Source organism: Lentzea indica, from assembly GCF_012184385.1.
GTDB lineage: Bacteria > Actinomycetota > Actinomycetes > Mycobacteriales > Pseudonocardiaceae > Lentzea > Lentzea indica.
This window is the reverse complement of the sequence record NZ_VSRL01000014.1, coordinates 1-18477: the sequence shown is the minus strand read 5'-3', so window position 1 is coordinate 18477 and position 18477 is coordinate 1. Positions and strand designations below refer to the sequence as shown.

15 protein-coding genes and 2 pseudogenes are annotated in these 18477 nt (G+C 66.8%); 11 read left to right on the top strand and 6 right to left on the bottom strand.

From position 1 onward, the window contains the following. The first annotated feature begins 428 nt into the window (after positions 1-428). Positions 429-2363 (top strand): asparagine synthase (glutamine-hydrolyzing), encoded by a 1935-nt coding sequence (gene asnB, locus FXN61_RS06200; RefSeq protein ID WP_167971086.1) that lies wholly within the window; start codon positions 429-431, stop codon positions 2361-2363. 98 nt (positions 2364-2461) lie between these two features. Next, positions 2462-3680, top strand: a pseudogene (locus tag FXN61_RS06195) (MFS transporter). On the opposite strand, the gene FXN61_RS06190 reads toward FXN61_RS06195, so the two are convergent. Next, a complete protein-coding gene (locus FXN61_RS06190) occupies positions 3664-4449 on the bottom strand; it encodes a hypothetical protein (RefSeq protein ID WP_167971084.1) in 786 nt (261 codons plus the stop codon). The pseudogene FXN61_RS06195 and the gene FXN61_RS06190 sit on opposite strands and share 17 nt — an antisense overlap. Before the next feature lie 116 nt (positions 4450-4565). Between FXN61_RS06190 and FXN61_RS06185 the strand changes: the two genes are divergently transcribed. Then, a complete protein-coding gene (locus FXN61_RS06185; RefSeq protein ID WP_167971082.1) occupies positions 4566-5960 on the top strand; it encodes an APC family permease in 1395 nt (464 codons plus the stop codon). Position 5961: 1 nt separating this feature from the next. Here the strand turns inward: FXN61_RS06185 and FXN61_RS06180 are convergent, their stop codons facing one another. Together FXN61_RS06180 and FXN61_RS06175 are read right to left on the bottom strand one after the other, a co-directional pair. Next, positions 5962-6678: an AAA family ATPase gene (locus tag FXN61_RS06180; RefSeq protein ID WP_167971080.1), complete on the bottom strand. Its 717-nt coding sequence runs from the start codon at positions 6676-6678 to the stop codon at positions 5962-5964. Further along, entirely contained in the window at positions 6675-7451 is a 777-nt protein-coding gene (locus tag FXN61_RS06175; RefSeq protein WP_167971078.1) for an MBL fold metallo-hydrolase, read from the bottom strand. The genes FXN61_RS06180 and FXN61_RS06175 overlap by 4 nt, the downstream gene beginning before the upstream one ends. Positions 7452-7453: 2 nt before the next feature. Here FXN61_RS06175 and FXN61_RS06170 point away from each other — a divergent pair, with 2 nt between their 5' ends. Together FXN61_RS06170 and FXN61_RS06165 are read left to right on the top strand one after the other, a co-directional pair. After that, a complete protein-coding gene (locus FXN61_RS06170) occupies positions 7454-8389 on the top strand; it encodes an aldose 1-epimerase family protein (RefSeq protein ID WP_312877569.1) in 936 nt (311 codons plus the stop codon). 443 nt (positions 8390-8832) lie between these two features. Beyond that, positions 8833-10062, top strand: coding sequence for an amidohydrolase (locus tag FXN61_RS06165; RefSeq protein ID WP_167971075.1), 1230 nt, complete (start codon positions 8833-8835; stop codon positions 10060-10062). Here the strand turns inward: FXN61_RS06165 and FXN61_RS06160 are convergent. Then, on the bottom strand, positions 10040-11179 hold the full coding sequence (locus FXN61_RS06160; RefSeq protein WP_167971073.1) for an acyl-CoA dehydrogenase family protein: 1140 nt from the start codon (positions 11177-11179) through the stop codon (positions 10040-10042). The genes FXN61_RS06165 and FXN61_RS06160 overlap by 23 nt on opposite strands. Positions 11180-11261: 82 nt before the next feature. On the opposite strand from FXN61_RS06160, the pseudogene FXN61_RS06155 reads away from it, so the two are divergent. From FXN61_RS06155 to FXN61_RS06145, 3 genes and pseudogenes are all read left to right on the top strand, one after another. After that, positions 11262-11845, top strand: a pseudogene (locus FXN61_RS06155) (TetR/AcrR family transcriptional regulator). After that, positions 11842-12774 carry a carbohydrate kinase family protein gene (locus FXN61_RS06150; protein WP_167971071.1) on the top strand — a complete coding sequence of 311 codons (933 nt, stop codon included), beginning with the start codon at positions 11842-11844 and terminating at the stop codon, positions 12772-12774. The pseudogene FXN61_RS06155 and the gene FXN61_RS06150 overlap by 4 nt, the downstream one beginning before the upstream one ends. Positions 12775-12997: 223 nt before the next feature. Next, positions 12998-14311 carry a citrate synthase gene (locus FXN61_RS06145; RefSeq protein ID WP_167971070.1) on the top strand — a complete coding sequence of 438 codons (1314 nt, stop codon included), beginning with the start codon at positions 12998-13000 and terminating at the stop codon, positions 14309-14311. A 174-nt stretch (positions 14312-14485) separates the two neighbouring features. Here FXN61_RS06145 and FXN61_RS06140 read toward each other — a convergent pair whose 3' ends face one another. Further along, complete coding sequence (locus FXN61_RS06140; RefSeq protein WP_167971069.1) at positions 14486-15667, bottom strand: ABC transporter permease; 1182 nt, start codon at positions 15665-15667, stop codon at positions 14486-14488. Beyond that, the gene (locus FXN61_RS06135) at positions 15664-16572 is read right to left on the bottom strand and encodes an ABC transporter ATP-binding protein (protein WP_167971068.1); all 909 of its coding nucleotides are present in this window, start codon (positions 16570-16572) and stop codon (positions 15664-15666) included. Before FXN61_RS06135 ends, FXN61_RS06140 begins: the two co-directional genes overlap by 4 nt. A gap of 128 nt (positions 16573-16700) precedes the next feature. Between FXN61_RS06135 and FXN61_RS06130 the strand changes: the two genes are divergently transcribed. The 3 genes from FXN61_RS06130 to FXN61_RS06120 all read left to right on the top strand — a co-directional run. After that, a complete protein-coding gene (locus FXN61_RS06130) occupies positions 16701-17153 on the top strand; it encodes a YbaB/EbfC family nucleoid-associated protein (protein ID WP_167971067.1) in 453 nt (150 codons plus the stop codon). 20 nt (positions 17154-17173) lie between these two features. Next, positions 17174-17482 carry a hypothetical protein gene (locus FXN61_RS06125; protein WP_167971066.1) on the top strand — a complete coding sequence of 103 codons (309 nt, stop codon included), beginning with the start codon at positions 17174-17176 and terminating at the stop codon, positions 17480-17482. Further along, the coding region (locus tag FXN61_RS06120) for a WXG100 family type VII secretion target (protein WP_376770586.1) at positions 17479-18477 on the top strand (999 nt) is incomplete at its 3' end. The genes FXN61_RS06125 and FXN61_RS06120, both read left to right, overlap by 4 nt.

Sequence of the window (18477 nt, the reverse complement as noted above, 5' to 3'; positions counted from 1 at the left end):
TGGGCAGGGGCGCCCCTTTTGCTGCGTTCGCGCTCTTGTTCGTTGGTGGTCGCCTGCGGTCCGTAGGTGGTCGTGTTGCGTTGGCGGCTGGCGGTTTTGTGGTTCCTCCGGGGGCTCTGCCCCCGGACCCCCAGCAATCTGATCGGGGGTCCAGCGCCGTGCGCGGGTTGATGGCACGCCTGTTGGGTTGGGCGGGGTGCTGTTGCGTGGGTGGGTTGCGTTTGGTGTGGGGTGTGTGAAGGACGGCTCGGCTGCGCCTTCGCGAGGGGTGCTCGGCTTCGCCTTCGCCTTCGCGGTGGCTCGGCTGCGCCATCGCGGGGTGTGGAACCTGACTGTGGCCTCGTGCGTCCTCAGGCTGGCGAAGTGCCCGGTTTCCTCACGGGCATACTTGGATTTCGGCAACGGCTAGCTACGAGGTGCGATTTCACGTGTGCGGAGTGCTCGGACTCATCTGTTCCACCGAAGCCGCTGCGGTCTCCGCGCGTGGCTCAGTGGCCGCAGCACTGCGCTGCCAGCGGCACCGTGGGCCCGACGAGAGTGATACGTGGGCGGACGCCGAGGTTGTTTACGGGTTCAACCGGCTCGGCTTCATCGACCTCGATCACTCCCACCAGCCGTTGGTGTGGGGGCCGCCGGAGAACCCGACCCGCTACACGCTGAACTTCAACGGCGAGATCTACAACTACAAGGAGTTGCGGGCCGAGCTGGCCATGCAGTTCGGGGCTCAGTTCAAGACGCAGGGTGACGGCGAGTCGATCGTCGCGGGGTACCACTACCTCGGTGCGGACTGGGTCAAGCGGTTGCGGGGGATGTTCGCGTTCATGATTTGGGACGCGCAGGAGCGGGTGGTCTTCGGGGCGCGGGATCCGTTCGGCATCAAGCCGCTGTACTGGGCGGCTGGGCCTGGGGGTGTGGCGTTTTCGTCGGAGAAGAAGAGTCTGCTGCAGCTGACCGGTGTGCTCGGTATCAGTCAGGAGCTTGACCACACCGCGCTGCAGCACTACCTGGTGTTGCAGTACGTGCCGGAGCCCGAGTCGCTGCACAAGGCCATCAGGCGCGTCGAGTCCGGGACGTCGTTCAAGGTCAGTCCTGGCGGGCAGGTTCTGTTCAACCGGTACTTCAAGCCGGTGTTCTCGCCACGGCCGGTGAACGGTGAGCACGAGGCTGAGGCGCTGCACGAGCGGATTGCCGACGTCATGCGTGACTCGGTGGCCAAGCACATGATCTCCGACCCGGACGTCACGGTCGGGGCGTTCCTGTCTGGCGGTATCGACTCCACGGCCACTGCGACGCTGGCCAAGCTGCACAATCCGAACCTCATCGCGTTCACCAGCGGGTTTGATCGTGAGGGCTACTCCGAGGTGGACGTCGCCGCGGAGACGGCGGCGGCGATCGGGGTGCGGCACGTCGTGAGGACCGTCTCGCCGGACGAGATGATGGAAGAGCTGCCGCTGATCATCTGGTACCTCGATGACCCGGTGGCGGACCCTGCGCTGGTGCCGTTGTGGTTCATTGCGCGTGAGGCTCGCAAGTACGTCAAGGCTGTGCTGTCGGGTGAGGGCGCGGACGAGCTGTTCGGTGGGTACGTGATCTACCACGAGCCGCTTTCGTTGTCCCCCTTCGAGAAGGTGCCCGGCAGTGTCCGCAAGCTGATGGGCAAGGTGTCGAAGACCATTCCGGAGGGCGTGCGGGGCAAGGATCTGCTCCGGCGCGGTTCGCTCAAGCTGGAGGAGCGCTACTACGGCAACGCGCGCAACTTCAGCGACGCGCAGGTGCGGGCCGTGTTCCCCGGCTACGTCGAGGGCATCGGCTTCCAGGACGTCACGGCGCCCTGGTACCGCGAGTCGGAGGACTGGGATCCGGTCGCGCGCATGCAGCACATCGATCTTTTCACGTGGCTGCGCGGCGACATCCTGGTCAAGGCCGACAAGGTGACCATGGCGAACTCGATCGAGCTGCGGGTGCCGTTCCTCGACCCCGAGGTCTTCCGGGTGGCCGCCGAGGTTCCTCTGGACCAGAAGCTCACCGAGGGCACGACCAAGTACGCGCTGCGCAAGGCGTTGGCGAAGATCATTCCGGCGCACGTGCTGAACCGGCCCAAGCTGGGCTTCCCCGTGCCGATCCGGCACTGGCTGCGTGCCGAGATGTACGACTGGGCGCGCGGGATCATCGCGGACTCGCAGACCGGGCACCTGCTCGACAAGAACGCGGTGATGGACCTGCTCGCGGAGCACAAGTCGGAGCAGTTCGACCGCAGCCGGCAGCTGTGGTCCGTGCTGTGCTTCATGATCTGGCACGGGATCTTCGTCGAGGGCAGGATCAGCCCGAAGGTGCCGGAGCCGGTCTACCCCGTCCGCCTTTGACGAGTGGTGTTGGCGACACATCCACGTAAAGGGCTTGTTAGTTGTCATAAGCTAACGAAGTGGCCACCCTGGGGAGAAGTGCGCGCTCGACGTTCGTGATCGACACACGTCCGCTGAAGATCGTCGCGTATCGCAGGTTGTGGCTCTCCACGATCGTCACGGCGGTGGGCTCCCAGCTCACCGCCGTTGCCGTGCCCAAGCAGGTCTTCGACCTCACCGGGTCGTCGGCGTGGGTCGGCATCGCGGCGGGTGTCGCGCTGGTTCCGTTGCTGGTCTTCGGGCTGTGGGGCGGCGCGATCGCGGACACCGTCGACCGCCGCAAGCTGCTGCTCGTCACGAACACCGGCATCGCCGTCTCGTCGGTGCTGTTGTGGGCGCAGGCCGCGCTGAACATCGGCTCGGTGTGGCTGGTGATCGCACTGCTCGGCCTGCAGCAGGTTTTCTTCGCGGCCAACGCGCCCGCGCGGCAGGCGTCGATCGCCAGGCTGGTGCCGGCGGAGCTGTTGCCGTCGGCCGGTGCGCTGGGCTCGACGGTCATGCAGTTCGGCGCGGTGCTCGGGCCGTTGCTCGCGGGCACGTTGATGCCGGTGGTGGGCCTGTCGACGCTGTACCTGGTGGACGCGATCGCGCTCGTGGTCACGGTGTACGCGGTGTGGCTGTTGCCGCCGATGCCGCCGTTGAACGGGGCTGTGCGGCGCGCCGGGCTCAAGGACGTGCTGGAGGGGTTCGTCTACCTCTGGGCGCAGAAGGTGTTGCTGGCGAGCATGGTGCTGGACATCATCGCGATGGTGTTCGGCATGCCGCGGGCGCTGTTCCCGGAGATGGCCCAGCACACCTTCGGTGACCCGCCCGGTGGCGGCTTCGCGCTGGGCGTGCTGTTCGCGGCGATTCCCGTCGGCGCGGTGCTGTGCGGACTGACGTCCGGGTGGATCACCAACATCAACAGGCACGGTGTCGCGGTGACGCTGGCCGTGGTGGGCTGGGGCATCGCGATCGTGGGGTTCGGGCTCGCCGGGTCGCTGTGGGTCGCGGCGGCGTTCCTGGCGCTGGCGGGCGCGGCGGACATGGTGTCGATGGCGTTCCGCGGCGCGATCCTGCAGTCGGCAGCGACGGACGAGATGCGCGGGCGGATGCAGGGCGTCTTCATCGTCGTGGTGGCGGGTGGACCGCGCATCGCGGACCTGTTGCACGGGTGGCGCGGCGTTCGGCACGGCGGCGGCGGTGACGGCCGGCGGGGTGCTGGTGATCATCGCGACCGTGGTCGCCGTGGCGTTGCTGCCGGCGATCTGGCGCTACCGGGTCAGTTCCGCGAGCTGATCTCGTTCGCGTTCGGCTCGGCGATCTTCACATCGGTGCCCCAGTCGGAGAAGCGCGCCTCGTCGACGATCTGCGCGTTCTGGAGCTGGGTGGAGAACGTGATCCGGACCGGCAGGCCGCTGCCGTCCAGTTCGATCTCACCGGTCGAGCCCGCGACCTTCTGATCGAGGGCGAGCTTGACCTCGTTGCGCAGGCTCTCGTCGGTGAGGGTGTCGTAGGCCTTCTGGTAGTCGACGGCGAACGAGTAGCGCGTGGCCCCTCCGGCCTCCGTGATCAGCTTGAGCTCGCCGCCCGCCTGGATCACCGGCAGGTGGTACGTCGTGAAGACGGCCTGCTGGTAGACCACGTCGTGGAAGCCGAGCAGGGTGTTGGTGAACTCGTCGCCGTCCTTGCGATCCAGCTTCACCCACGGCTTGTCCTTCGGCAGGCCGAACACCTGCGGCAGCAAGACGAACGCGCTGTCCTTTGTGGTCGAGACGAACCGCAGCTGCTCCGGCCCACCGCCGGCCTGCACAGGACGGGTGGTGGTGGCGTCGATGCTCGGGACACCGCCCAGCTGCACCACGCCGTTCGCCGGGGCCCTGACACCGCCGCCTGTGGGCGGTGGCGCGATGGTGAAGCGGTAGGTCGCCTTCTCGCCGACGTTCTTGGTCACGGCCTCCACGAGGCTCTTGACGTCGGAGTAACGGCTCTGCTGGGCCGGTGGGGGTGACGATGTGCAGGCGGTCAACGCCACGGCCGCGATGAGCAGTGTTGCGGCAGGTTTCATCTCGAACCCCCAGGTAGGGACGTGGCTGACCAAGATCGCGGAATTGTTACACCATATGGGTGAGGTAGGCGTCCGTTCATGCAGGTACCCAGGCAAAACGGGCACAATCCCAGGGCATGGCTGAAGCGACTCCACAAACGGAGCAACCAGAGCTGAAACGGGCGATCGGCCCGAAGCTGCTGCTGTTCTTCGTCGTCGGCGACATCCTCGGTACCGGTATCTACGCGCTCACCGGCAACGTGGCCGGCAAGATCGGCGGCGCGCTGTGGCTGCCCTTCCTGCTCGCGTTCGTGGTCGCGTTCCTCACCGCGTTCAGTTACCTCGAGCTCGTCGGGAAATATCCCAGAGCGGCGGGCGCGGCGCTGTACACCAACAAGGCGTTCAAGATTCACTTCTTGACGTTCATGGTCGCGTTCGCGGTCATGTGCTCCGGCATCACATCGGCGTCCTCGGCGGCGCTCGCCTTCGGCCGCACCTATCTGCGGCAGCTGCTCATCGAGTTCTTCGACGTCGCGATCCGGCCGGAGTCGCTGGTGATCACCGGAATCGCGATCATCTTCATCTCGGCGCTGGCGATCATCAACTTCCGCGGCGTGTCCGAGTCGGTCAAGGCCAACGTCGTGCTCACGTGCATCGAGCTGTCCGGCCTGGTGATCATCATCTTGATCGGCGCGTACGCGATCGCGGTCGGCGACGGTGAACCCAGCAGGCTCACCCAGGTCGACGTTCCCGACGGCAGCACCGTGATGCTCGCGATCACCTCGGCGACGGCGCTCGCGTTCTTCGCGATGGTCGGCTTCGAGGACTCGGTGAACATGGCCGAGGAGTGCCGTGATCCGGTCCGGATCTTCCCGCGCGCGATGCTCTGGGGCATGGGCATCGCGGCGACGATCTACGTGCTGGTCGCGATCACGTCGTCGTTGCTGATCCCGGCCGACGAGCTGGCCAAAGCCGGCAGCAGCGCGTTGCTGCGGGTCGTCACGGTCGGCGCTCCCGGCTTCCCGCTGTGGGTCTTCGCGTTGATCGGTCTGCTGGCGGTCATCAACTCGGCGCTGATCAACATGCTGATGGCCAGCCGGTTGTTGTACGGCATGGCGAACGAGCGGATCATCCCGAGGTTCTTCGGCACCGTGCACCCGTTCCGCCGCACGCCGTGGATCTCGATCGTCTTCACCACCGGCGTCGCGGTGATCCTGGTGTCGACCGCGGACATCGGCAAGCTCGGCGGCACGACGTCGTTGCTGCTGCTGATCGTCTTCACCATCGTCAACGTCGCGTGCCTCGTGCTGCGCCGGGAAAAGTCCGAGCACAAGCACTTCCGCGCGCCGACGTGGGCTCCGGTGCTCGGTGCGATCACCTGTGCGTACCTCGCGATGCCGGTGCTGTCCGGTCGTCCGTGGGACGACTACAAGATCGCGGGCTGGCTGCTCCTGGCCGGCGTGGTGCTGTGGGTGATCAACCGCGTGCTGACCGGCAAGCACGAGATCCACCCGGAGAACCTGGGGAAGTAGCTCAGTCCAGCAGGTGCCTCAGGAACCGGTCGGGTTCACCCAGGAAGTTCCGGGTGAGCGCGACCGGTTCCGCTGCGTCATAAGGAACTTCGTCGATCGTGTCGGTGATCTCCATGATCGTGGCGTTCGGTGCCGCGAGCAGGATCGGCGAGTGCGTGGCGATGATGAACTGCGAACCTTCGTCGACGAGTTCGTGCATGCGCCGCAACACCGTCAGGCATCCTTTGACCGACAGCGCGGCTTCCGGTTCGTCCAGCACGTAGAGCCCGCGCCCGCCGAACCGGTGTGTCATCAGGTCGATGAAGCTCTCGCCGTGTGACCGCTCGTGCAACGACTTCCCGCCGTACGACGCGAGAATCCCGTCGCCGATCCGGTCGATCTCGGTGGCGACGTTGTAGAACGACTCGGCGCGCAGGAAGTAGCCGGTGCGGGGCTTCCTGGTGCCCCAGCTCAGCGTCAGGTGATCGCCCAGCGACGACTCGGTCGCGCGCGTCGCGAAGCGGAACGACTGCGAGCCGCCCTCCGCGTTGAACCCCGCCGCCACGGCGATGGCCTCGACCAGCGTCGACTTGCCCGCGCCGTTGTCGCCGACCAGGAACGTGATCGGCTTCGTGAGGTCGATCGGGTGCTTGATCAGGTGCTGCACGACAGGGAGCGTGAACGGGTACCGGTGCGTGTCGGCGGTGTGGTCCAGGCGGATCTGGCGGATGAACGTCACGCCAGCCTTGCCAGTTCGACGGGGTCGTGGGCGCAGAAGACTTCCGCTTCACCACTGGCCTTCAGCTCCCTGAGACGTTCCACATTGGACAGACGCTGCTCGCGGATCGTCTCGGTCTGCTTGGCGGTGAGCTTGAGCGCGAAGATGTTGCTGGGCGGCGTCTCGACCTCGCCGCGGTAGAAGTACGCGTCGCCGGCGTGCAGCAGCCAGCCGTCGTCACCCTTGACCGCGATGCCCGTGTGCCCGCGGGTGTGGCCGATGAGCGGCACCATCAGAACGTCCTCCGGCAGGCCGGGGATGTTCTTGACCGCCTCGAACCCGAACCACTCCTCGCCCTCCGCCTTGTGGGTCTGGAAGGTGACGCCCTCGCGCTGGGCCTTCGGGAACCGCATCCGGTCCTTGGCGGTGGGCGGGTTGGTCGCGGCCTCCAACTCGGTGTCCAGAACGTGCACGATGGCGTTCGGGAAGTCCCGCAGCCCGCCCGCGTGGTCCATGTCGAGGTGGGTGAGCAGGATGTGCCGGACGTCCTCGGCCCCGTACCCGCGCTTCTCGACCTGGAAGATCGCCGTCTCGTTGATGTCGAGCAGCGGCTTGAGCAGCGCGCGGCTGAGCCCGTTGATCGTCTCTTTGGGGTTGTTCACCTCGTGCATGCCGAACCCGGTGTCGACCAGGACGAGCCCCTGGTCGGTCTCGATGAGCAGGCAGTGAGCCACGATGCCGCCCGCGACCAGCGGCGGCCTCATCGTGGCGCAGTTGAGGTGATGAACCTTCATGGATGAATCCTTCCGTTGGCCCCGTACGCTTCAACCTCATGTTGGGGATCTCGTACGAGGGTGCCACCGCCGTGATCGCGACTGTAGGGGCGGGCCTGCGGTCTTTCGAGGTGGACGGCGTTCCGTATGTGGAGACGTTCGGCGCGGATGAGAAGCCCCCGATGAGTGCCGGCGCCGTGCTGGTGCCGTGGCCCAACCGGACTGCCGGGGCTTGCTGGGTGCTGGACGGGGTCGTTCAACAGCTCGAGGTCACCGAGCCGGCTCGGGGGAACGCGATTCACGGGCTGGTGCGGCGGCGGGCTTGGGCCGTTCTGGAGCACACCGGGTCGTTGGTGTCGTTGCGGACGACCATTGAGCCTCAGGCTGGGTGGCCTGCGGCTTTGCACGTCACCGTGTCTTACGCGCTGGACGACAACGGGCTTACTGTCACGCACGGGGTCAAGAACGTCGGCGACCTGGCTACGCCGTTCGGGGTCGGGACCCATCCTTACCCTCGGGCTGGGAACGCATCCACTGATGCCTGCACCCTGACGTTGGCTGCTACGACCGTTGTGCCGCTGGATGTGGAGCGGATGGTTCCTTCTGGGCCGGCTGTGCCGGTGGAGGGAACCGAGTACGACTTCCGTTCCGGTCGGGGGTTGGACGGGGTTCGGTTGGACACGCCGTTCGGTGGGTGTGAGCCTGGTCGGGACGGGCTGGTGCACCACTCGTTGGTTGCTTCTAGTGGTGGGGTCGAGGTGTGGGCTGATCCGGCTTTTCGGTGGGTTCAGGTGTACACGCCGGACTCCTATCCTGGGCGGGGTCGGGCTGTTGCCATTGAGCCGATGACTTGTCCGCCGGATGCTTTGAACTCTGGGGTGGACCTGATTTGGGTTGCTCCTGGGGAGTCTTGGGGGGCTCGGTGGGGGATCAAGCCGTTGGGCGCCTCGGGTTCGTAGGTCGTCTCCCTGTTTCGTTGGCGTGCGCCGGTTTCGTGTCCGTAGGTGGGTTCCGGTTGCGTGCTTGCGTTGCGGGTGCGTGCTTTTCCTGAGGGCTCTGCCCTCAGACTCCCGACACTCCCAAAAGAGCCCTCCAGCGCCGTTCGCGGGTTGATGGCACGCCCGTTGCTTTTGGCGGCTTGCGGTTGCGTTGGTGGTTGCGGCTGCGGTGTGGCTCCCCCGTCCAGCGCACCAGAGGCTAAAGCGTCGGAGCGCTAGACGGGGGAGCCACACCGCCAGAGTCGTATGGGAGGGCGGGCTCGGCTGCGCCTTCGCGGGCTGCTCGGCTGCGCCTTCGCGGGCTGCTCGGCTGCGCCTTCGCGTGGGAAGGGCTGTTCGGCTGCGCCTTCGCCGTTGCTGTTGGGACTGGCCGATGGCTGGTCTAACCGTTAGCGTTGCTAACCATGAACATCGCGATCACCGGGGGCTACGTCGTGCCCGTCGACGGCGAACCCGTCGAAGGCGGCACTGTCCTGATTCAGGACGGGAAGATCGTCGCGGTTGGCGCTGACGTCGACATTCCGGACGGGGTTGAGGTCGTCGACGCGGACGGGGCCTGGGTGTTGCCCGGCTTCGTCGAGGCGCACGGGCACATCGGTGTCCACGAGGAGGCCGAGGGGTGGGCCGGGCAGGACACCAACGAGATGACCGATCCGGTCGGTGCGCGGATGAGGGCGCTCGACGCGATCAACCCCGCTGACCTGGGCTTTGCGGATGCGCTCAGTGGTGGGGTGACCACTGCGGTGATCAAGCCGGGGTCCGGCAACCCTATCGGTGGGCAGACCGTGGCTGTGAAGTGTTGGGGGCGGACCGTTGACGAGATGCTCATCAAGGAGCCGGTCAGCGTCAAGAGTGCGCTTGGTGAGAATCCGAAGCGGGTCTACGGGGACAAGAAGAAGCTGCCGTCGACTCGGCAAGGGGTTGCGGCGGTCATTCGTGACGAGTTGACCAAGGCTCAGGACTACGTCGCCAAGAAGGCCGAGGCGGAGGCCGAGGGGAAGGCCTTCGAGCGCAACAACACGCAGGAGGTCCTGGCGAAGGTGTTGTCGGGCGAGCTGCCGTGGTGTCAGCACGCGCACCGGGCCGACGACATCGCCACGGCGATCCGGTTGTCCGAGGAGTTCGGGTACAAGCTGATCCTCAACCACGGGACTGAGGGTCACCTGATCGCGGATCTCATTGCGGAGAAGCATATTCCGGTCATCATCGGGCCGCTGTTCACCGCTCGGTCCAAAGTGGAGCTGCGGAACCGGGGGCTGCGCAACCCCGGCATCCTGGCGCGGGCGGGGGTCGAGCTGGCGATCACCACGGATCATCCGGTGGTGCCGATCCACTTCCTGGTGCACCAGGCGACCTTGGCGGTCAAGGAGGGGCTGGACAGTGACACCGCGCTGAGGTCGATCACGACGAACCCGGCCAGGATCATGGGGCTGGACGACCGGGTCGGTTCGCTCAAGCCAGGGCTGGACGGGGACGTGGTGATCTGGTCCGGGGACCCGTTGGACGTGATGAGCCGGGCCCTGCACGTGTATGTGCAGGGGCGTGAGGTTTACACGTTCGACGAGCGCAAGGGTGAAGGGGTCGTGGCCGACCCCTTCTACCGGGAAGCGACTAGCGGAGGCCGCGGCCGATGACCAGGCGCTGGATCTGGTTGGTGCCTTCGAAGATCTGAAGGACCTTGGCCTCGCGCATGTAGCGCTCGACCGGGAAGTCGCGGGTGTAGCCCGCACCGCCGAGCACCTGCACGGCGTCGGTCGTCACCTTCATCGCCGCGTCGGTGGCGATGAGTTTGGCGATCGACGCCTGCTGGCGGAACGGGAGGCCGCGGTCGCGGCGGCGAGCGGCCTGGAGGTACGTGGCACGGGCCGATTCGACGGCGGCGGCCATGTCGGCCAGGAGGAACTCCAGGCCCTGGAACTCGATGATCGGGCGGCCGAACTGGGTGCGGGTCTTGGCGTACGCCACGGCCTCGTCCAGGGCGGCTTGGGCCAGGCCTACCGCGCAGGCGGCGATGCCGAGGCGGCCTGAGTCCAAAGCGGACAGTGCGATCTTCAGGCCGTCGCCCTCGTTGCCGATCAGGCGGTCGGTGCCGAAGCGGACGTCGTCGAACTGGAGCTGGGCGGTGATCGAGCCGGTGAGGCCCATCTTGCGCTCGGGGGTCGCGGCGGAGAGGCCCTGTGCGTCGCCGGGTGCGAGGAAGCAGGAGATGCCGCGGCCGGCGTCGGGGGACGTGCGGGCCATCAGGGTGTAGAAGTCGGCGGCGCCGGCGTGGGTGATCCACGCCTTGGTGCCGTTCACGACGTACTCGGAGCCCTGGCGGACGGCGCGGGTCGACATCGCGGCGGGGTCGGAGCCTGCCTGGGTCTCGGACAGGGCGTAGCCGCCGAGCAGTTCGCCTTCGAGCATCTCGGGGAGCCAGCGGTCCTGCTGCTCGCGGGTGCCGAAGGTGGCGAGGCCGTAGCAGGACATCACGTGCACGGAGAGGCCGACGGCGACCGTCATCCACGCCGAGGCGACCTCTTCGAGCGCCTGCAGGTACACCTCGTAGGACTGCTCGCCGCCGCCGAACTCCTCCGGGTACGGGAGGCCGAGCAGGCCGGACCTGCCCAGCAGGCGGAACGCATCGCGGGGGAACTTCTCGTTCTCCTCCGCGTCCGCGGCGTGTGGCTTCAGCTCGTCCCGCGCGATCTCCTTGACCAGCGCGATCAGGTCCTCGGCCTCCTGCGTGGGGAGCAGCCGTTCGGCGGGCATCGTCGACCTCCGGTGTGTACTGGTAGCTGTACTGTAGGACGTACGCCAGTACAGGTGCCAGTAAGTGTGGCAGGGTCGTCACATGACGCGGGCTCTCACGCAGCGGCAGGCTGAGCTGCTCACCCGGTTGGAAGCTCTCTTCTCACCGAGGGCTTCGGTCATCTCACGCTGGATGACATCGCGGGCAGGTTGCACTGCTCGAAATCGACGCTGTACGCGCTCGCCGGCAGCAAGGAACAGCTCGCCGTGCGCGTCGTCGGCCGCTACTTCAAGGGCGCGGCCGAGCGGATCGAGAAGCGCATCGCGGGCCTCAACGACGTGCGCAAACGCATCGGCAGCTACCTCGCGGGCGCTGCGGAGGAGCTCAACAAGGCCTCGGCGGCGTTCATCGCGGACGTGTCGGCCTTCCCGCCCACGCGTGCCACCTACGAGCGCAACGCCCGTGCCGCCGCCGAGCGCATCAAGGCGTTCATCCAGGACGGGGTCGAGCTGCACGTCTTCCGCGAGGTCCACGCGACGCTGTTCGCGGAGATGGCCGGACTGCTCATCGAGGGCATCCAGACGGGTGTCCTCACGAAACGGGCAGGTGTTTCGGACGCGGAGGCGTTCACCGCGCTGGGCGAACTGTTGTTGGATGGGCTCCAGAGAGAACGGAGCCAGAAGTGATCGTGGTTGCTGGTGAGGCACTGGTCGACATGGTGCCGGTGGGCGAGGACGAGCTCACGCCGCTCGCGCCGAAGCTGGGCGGCGGGCCGTACAACGTGGCCGTCGCGCTCGGGCGTCTGGACGTGCCCACGAGCTTCCTGTCGCGGGTGTCGGAGGACCACTTCGGCGAGCAGCTGATCAAGCGGCTGCACGCGTCGAACGTGGGGACCGATCTGGTTCAGCGCGGACGCGAGAACACCACGCTCGCCGTCGTCGGGCTCGCAGAGGACGGCTCCGCGCGCTACGCGTTCTACGTCGAGGGCACCGCCGACCGCTTCGTCGAGGACCCCGGTCCGCTGCCGGAGGACGCCAAGGCCGTGTCGTTCGGCACGTTGTCGTTGGTGCTGGAGCCTGGGGCCTCCGTCTACGAGAAGGTGCTGCGGCGCGAGAGCAAGCGTTTGCTCACCGCGCTCGACCCCAACATCCGGGCTGGCCTGATCGAGGATCCGGGCGCCTACCGGGCGCGGTTCCGGTCGTGGCTGCCGGACGTCGGACTGCTGAAGGTGTCCGTCGAGGACGCCCAGTGGCTCGCCGAGGACGGCGACGTGATCGAGATCGCAAGGACGTGGGTTTCACAGGGACCGGCCGCCGTCGTGCTGACGAAAGGTGGCGACGGTCTGTCAGTGATCACCGCCACGGGTCAGGTCGACGTGCCACCCGTGAAGGTGGACGTGGTCGACACGATCGGAGCCGGCGACACGGTGCAAGGTGCCCTGCTCGCGTGGCTGCACCACCACGACGCGCTCAGCGTCGAGAAGGTGCGCGCACTCTCAACCGATGAATGGGCCGGCGCATTGACCTACGCGGGTGCGGCCGCCGCGATCACATGTTCGCGCGCCGGTGCCGAACCGCCCTTTGCGAGCGAACTCACCGCCGCACTGGGTGGATAAAGCGGAGGATCGGACTACCGTGGGGTAGCCGCGCTAGAAACTGGCATTACGGATGTGATGCCGGTCCCATCTCACAGAATCGGTTCATACCGCTGCTGCGAGGCGGGCCTTCCGCCGACTAGCGTGAGTGAACTTGAAGACTCAGATCCCAACGGGGTGGTCCGAGACGACGGCAGACCGCGCGGTCCGCCGCCACCCCGTCCGAGCGTTGAGAGGGACTTGAATGCCCGACGCGACGACTGCGCCGAACGATACCCAGACCGTCGCGCTGCGCCACGGGGGCGGAGAGCTCGAGATGAAGGTGGTGACGGCGAGCGAAGGCGCGTCCGGCATCGATCTCGGCAAGCTGCTGTCGACCACCGGTCTGGTAACCCTGGACACCGGTTTCGTCAACACGGCCTCCTGCTCCTCCGAGATCACCTACATCGACGGCGACGCCGGAATTCTGCGTTACCGCGGGTACCCGATCGAGCAGTTGGCCGCGCGTTCGAACTTCATCGAGGTCAGCTACCTCCTGATCTACGGCGAGCTGCCGACCGCCGCTCAGCTCGAGGACTTCTCGCAGAAGATCAGCAGGCACACGCTGCTGCACGAGGACCTCAAGCGCTTCTTCGACGGCTTCCCGCGTGACGCGCACCCGATGCCGGTGCTGTCCTCCGCGGTGTCCGCCCTGTCGACCTTCTACCAGGACTCGCTGTCGCCGTTCGACGCGAACCAGGTGGAGATCTCCACGATCCGCCTGCTGGCGAAGCTGCCGACCATCGCGGCCTACGCGTACAAGAAGTCGGTCGGCCAGCCGTTCCTCTACCCGGACAACTCGCTTGGCCTGGTGGAGAACTTCCTGCGCATGACGTTCGGTTTCCCGGCAGAGGCCTACGACCTCGACCCGGACCTGGTCCGCGCGCTCGACCTGCTGTTCATCCTGCACGCCGACCACGAGCAAAACTGCTCCACGTCGACCGTGCGCCTGGTGGGCTCGTCCGAGGCGAACCTCTTCGCGTCCATCTCCGCCGGCATCAACGCCCTGTTCGGCCCGCTGCACGGCGGCGCGAACAGCGCGGTGCTGGAGATGCTCGAGAAGATCAAGGCCGACGGCGGCGACGTGAAGTCGTTCGTCAACAAGGTGAAGAACAAGGAGGACGGCGTCCGCCTGATGGGCTTCGGCCACCGGGTCTACAAGAACTACGACCCGCGTGCCGCGATCATCAAGAAGACTGCGGACGAGATCCTCAACAAGCTGGGCGCGGACGACCAGCTGCTCGACATCGCGAAGCAGCTGGAAGAGGCCGCTCTGAGCGACGAGTACTTCATCTCCCGCAAGCTCTACCCGAACGTGGACTTCTACACGGGTCTGATCTACCGGGCGATGGGCTTCCCGACGAAGTTCTTCACCGTGCTGTTCGCGCTCGGCCGCCTTCCCGGCTGGATCGCGCACTGGCGCGAGATGATCAACGACCCGGCCACGAAGATCGGCCGTCCGCGGCAGATCTACACCGGCCCGACTGAGCGCGACTTCATCGCGATGGAGAACCGCTGACGCTGTAGCTGAAAAGGCGCGCCCGTTCTGCGGGCGCGCCTTTTGCTTTGTCTGGTTCCGTCGTGACTGCGAACAGCTGATCATCCTGCCTTTCGTGTTGCGGAAACCGTCCTGGCAACCGCGAATCGATTTCCTGCACAAGTGTTTGCCCGCGTTGAACGACGAACTGGGCGGTCAGGTCCTGAGTGCCTCGCGGAGCTTGACGCGAGCGCCGGTCCTCAGCACGGCGTTCGCGTAGACCTTGCCGCCCAGCCAGGTGATCGCCGCGATGGCCGCCAGCGCCAGCACGATCGCGAGCACGACCTGCCAGGCAGGAGCGACGCCCAGCGCCATGCGGCCCGGCATCAGGATCGGGGCGAACGGCGGCAGCAGTGACAGCACGGTGACCGTGGGGCCGTTGGGGCTGCCGATCATCAGGTTGATGCCGGCCACGAACGCCACGATGATCGTCATGCTGATCGGCGTCAGCACCGACTGCAGTTCCTCCTGTCGCGACACCAGTGACGCGGCGGCCGCGAACACCGTGGCGTACAAGAAGAAGCCGAGTAAGTACCAGAGCACGCCGATCAGCAGAGCCGTGCCGCCCAACGCGCTCACGTCGATCACGTCGAACGCCGACGAGAGCACGAGCCCGACCGTCGAGATGACCAGCAGCTGCAGCAGGCCGACCGCGCCGAGCCCGATCACCTTGCCCAGCAACAACTGCCACGGTCGCACGGTCGCGAGCAGGATCTCCACGACCCGGCTGGACTTCTCCTCGACCACGCCCTGCGCGACCATCGTGCCGTAGACCAGCAGCGAGTAGTACAGCAGCGCGGCCACGATCAACCCGATCGCGAGGCGCTGACCTCGTTGCGGGTCAACGGGTTCCAGCGCCGTGACGGCCACGCTGACGTTCGCGAGGTTCTGCGCGACCTGCTGCGGGGTGATGCCGGCCTCGGCGAGCTGCGCGACCAGCACCTGCTGACGCAGCACGTCGTTGAGCGTCGTCGTCAGCACCTCGTCGCCGGAGCCCTTGACGATCATCTTCAACGCCGGGGGCGCGCCGGTCACCAGTGCGTCCAGCGAGCCGTCGCGGACCTGTTGCTCTGCGTTGTCCATGGTCGTGACGTCACGCGTCTCGACCTCGATGCCGAACGACTTCGCCTTCTCCCGCAACGGATCCGCGAGCTGCGTCGCCTGGCCGCTCAAGCCCACGACGCTGTGCCGCTGGTCGTCGAACAGGACGGACTGCAGCACCACGTACCCGGCGAGCACGGCGATGATCACCGCGGTGCCGACGAGGAACGACTTGGTGCGCACCTTCGTGACGAACTCGCGCTTTGCCACCAGCGAAACCGCTCGGGCAGACGTCATGCGCTCCTCGCCTCGGTGGTCACCACGTTGCGGAACAGCTCGGTCAGCGAGGGCCGCTGCCGGGAGAACTCGTGCACGGGACCCACGGCCAATGCGGCGTGCAGCACGGACTGGTCGTCCACGCCCTCGGCGAGCTCGAGCACGCAGCGCGTCCCGTTCTTCTCGATCACCCGCACGCCATCAAGGGTGGCAGTCCATTCGGTCGTTGGCGACTCAACGACGAGCCGAGACTCTCCACCGGACCGGAGTTCATCCACCGTTCCGACGGCGACCATCGAACCCGCGCTGACGATGCCCACCCGGTCGCACAGCCGTTCCACCAGGTCGAGCTGGTGGCTGGAGAACACCACCGGCACACCGGACGACGCTTTCTCCCGCAGCACGTGGCTCATCACGTCCACAGCGACCGGGTCCAGGCCGGAGAACGGCTCGTCGAGCACCAGCACGTCCGGCTCGTGCACCAGCGCGGCGGCCAGCTGGACGCGCTGCTGGTTGCCGAGGCTCAGACGTTGCACCTCGTCCGTGCGGCGGTCGCGCAGCCCGAGGCGCGCGATCCAGTTCTCCACGCTCTTGTGCGCCTCGTTGGTGCTCATGCCGTGCAGCTCGGCCAGGTAGACCAGCTGGTCGAGCACCTTCATCCGCGGGTAGAGCCCGCGTTCCTCCGGCAGGTACCCGATGCGGCGCCGAGTGTCGAGGTCGACGGCTCTTCCGTTCCACCGCACCTCGCCGGAGTCGGCCGCGAGCACGCCCAGCGCGATCCGCATGGTCGTGGTCTTCCCGGCGCCGTTGCTGCCGACGAATCCGAAGAGCTCGCCCGCACGCACGTCAAAAGACATGTCCCGCAGGGCGACGACCTCTCCGTAGCGCTTGGAGATCCCGTCGATCTCCAGCACTCCCTCAGGCACGGTGACCCCTTCGTTAACCCGTATGGCGGTAATCGGACTCAAAGTATCGGTGAGCAGGGAACGAGTGAAACGATACGGGCGTCTACGGCGAATCGAACGAATGACCAATTCACTCAACGGGGGTGACCATGCAGCCCATTGACCCCGATCAGTGGCTCAAGCAGTACGGGGCCAAGATCGAGCAGGCGAAGCAGCAGGCGGAACAGGCCGCCGGCCAGCTCGGTGGTGTGGGCGGAAGCGCCAGCTCGCCTGACGGCCTGATCACGGTGACCGTCAACGCCACCGGCGTGCTGACCGATCTGCAGATCAAGCCGGAGGCCCGCGGCATGGACCCCAGCGAGATCGCCACGGCGGTGCTCGCCGCCTCCACCAAGGCCCAGCGCGAGGCCTCCGGCCGCGTCGTGCAGATCATGGGTGACTTCGTCGGCGAGAGCCCGGCGCTGGAGTTCGTCAAGGCTCAGATGCCGCACGGATACGCCGGCGACGGAACCGACGAGGAAGAACCGAAGTCGGAGTTGGAGCGCAAGGACACGCGGCCCGACGACGAGTACTTCACCAACCCGCCCGACGTCATGGCCTGAGTGCAGAAGGGGGCAAGGCAATGCAGCAGATGTTCAACATCGACCTCGACGAGCTGAGAACCCACGCCGCGAGCGTGGACCGGCTCACCGACCGGTTGCGCAAGGCCACCGAGACCTGCGACCCGGGATCGCTCACCAGCGAGGCCTTCGGCGTCTTCCTGGGCTTCCTGGCCCAGTACGTGCTCCAGCAGGCGGGCCTCGGGCAGGACGGGCTCGGCAAGGCGGCGAACTCGCTCATGGACATGGGCATCGGGCTCAAGGAGACGATCGAGCAGTACGAGCAGGTCGACCTCGACAACATGTTCGGCTTCCAAGGAGGCCGGGGATGAACGCCCCCGCACAGCAGGCCAAGGGCCAGGACACCCAGCAGCTGATCAGCAACATCTCGAACACCTACTCCGCCATCGAGCGGGGCGACTGGGTCAACGCGGGCCTGGGCATGGCCAACACGGCCATGGGCATGATCGGCATGTCGGGGAACCCGCTGAGCGGCTTCCTGTCGGCCGGCTTCAGCTGGGCGATCCAGCACGTCGACTTCCTGCGCGAGCCGTTCGACATGCTGCTGGGCAGCCCGGAGTCCATCTCCAAGATGGCGCAGACCTACCGGTCGGCCGGCCAGCAGGTCCAGGGGATCGCGACCGAGTACAAGCGCATCTGCGTCCAGCAGACCCGTGAGTGGCAGGGCAGGGCGGCCGACGGCTACCGCGCCGCCGCCCAGAAGCACGCGGGCGGCCTGGAGTCGCTCTCGAAGGCGACCCACGGCATCGCCGCGGCGGTCGAGGGTGCCGGCAAGCTCGTCGCCGAGGTCCGCAAGCAGATCATGGACCTGATCAGCCAGGCCGTCGCCGACATGGTCATGAAGATCATCCAGTGGCTGGCGGCGTCGATCCTCACCTTCGGCGCGGCCATCGCCGGTGCGATCGCGGACATCGTGTCCACCGCGGTCAGGTACGCGCAGAAGCTGGCCGACTTCCTGCAGAAGCTGCTCGGCTCCGTGCAGAAGCTGATGAACCTGATCAAGCAGGTCTCGCAGATCGCCAAGGTCGCCGAGCAGGTCATCGACGCGATCTCCGCGCTGGCGCACAAGGGCGCTGGTGGTGGCGGTGGCGGCGTCAACCGGCCGACCTCCGGCGGGTTCGACGGCATTCGTGCCGATCAGCAGAACCAGGCCCACGCAGGTGCCGGTGGAACGTTCACCAGTGGCGCGGGCGGCGGCGCGGGCGGCGGCAGCACGAACACGTCGGGTGCGGGCCCCCAGGTCACACCCGTCTACACGCCTCCAGGCTCCGGTGCGGCGGCCGGCTACCCGTCCGGTGGCGGTGCG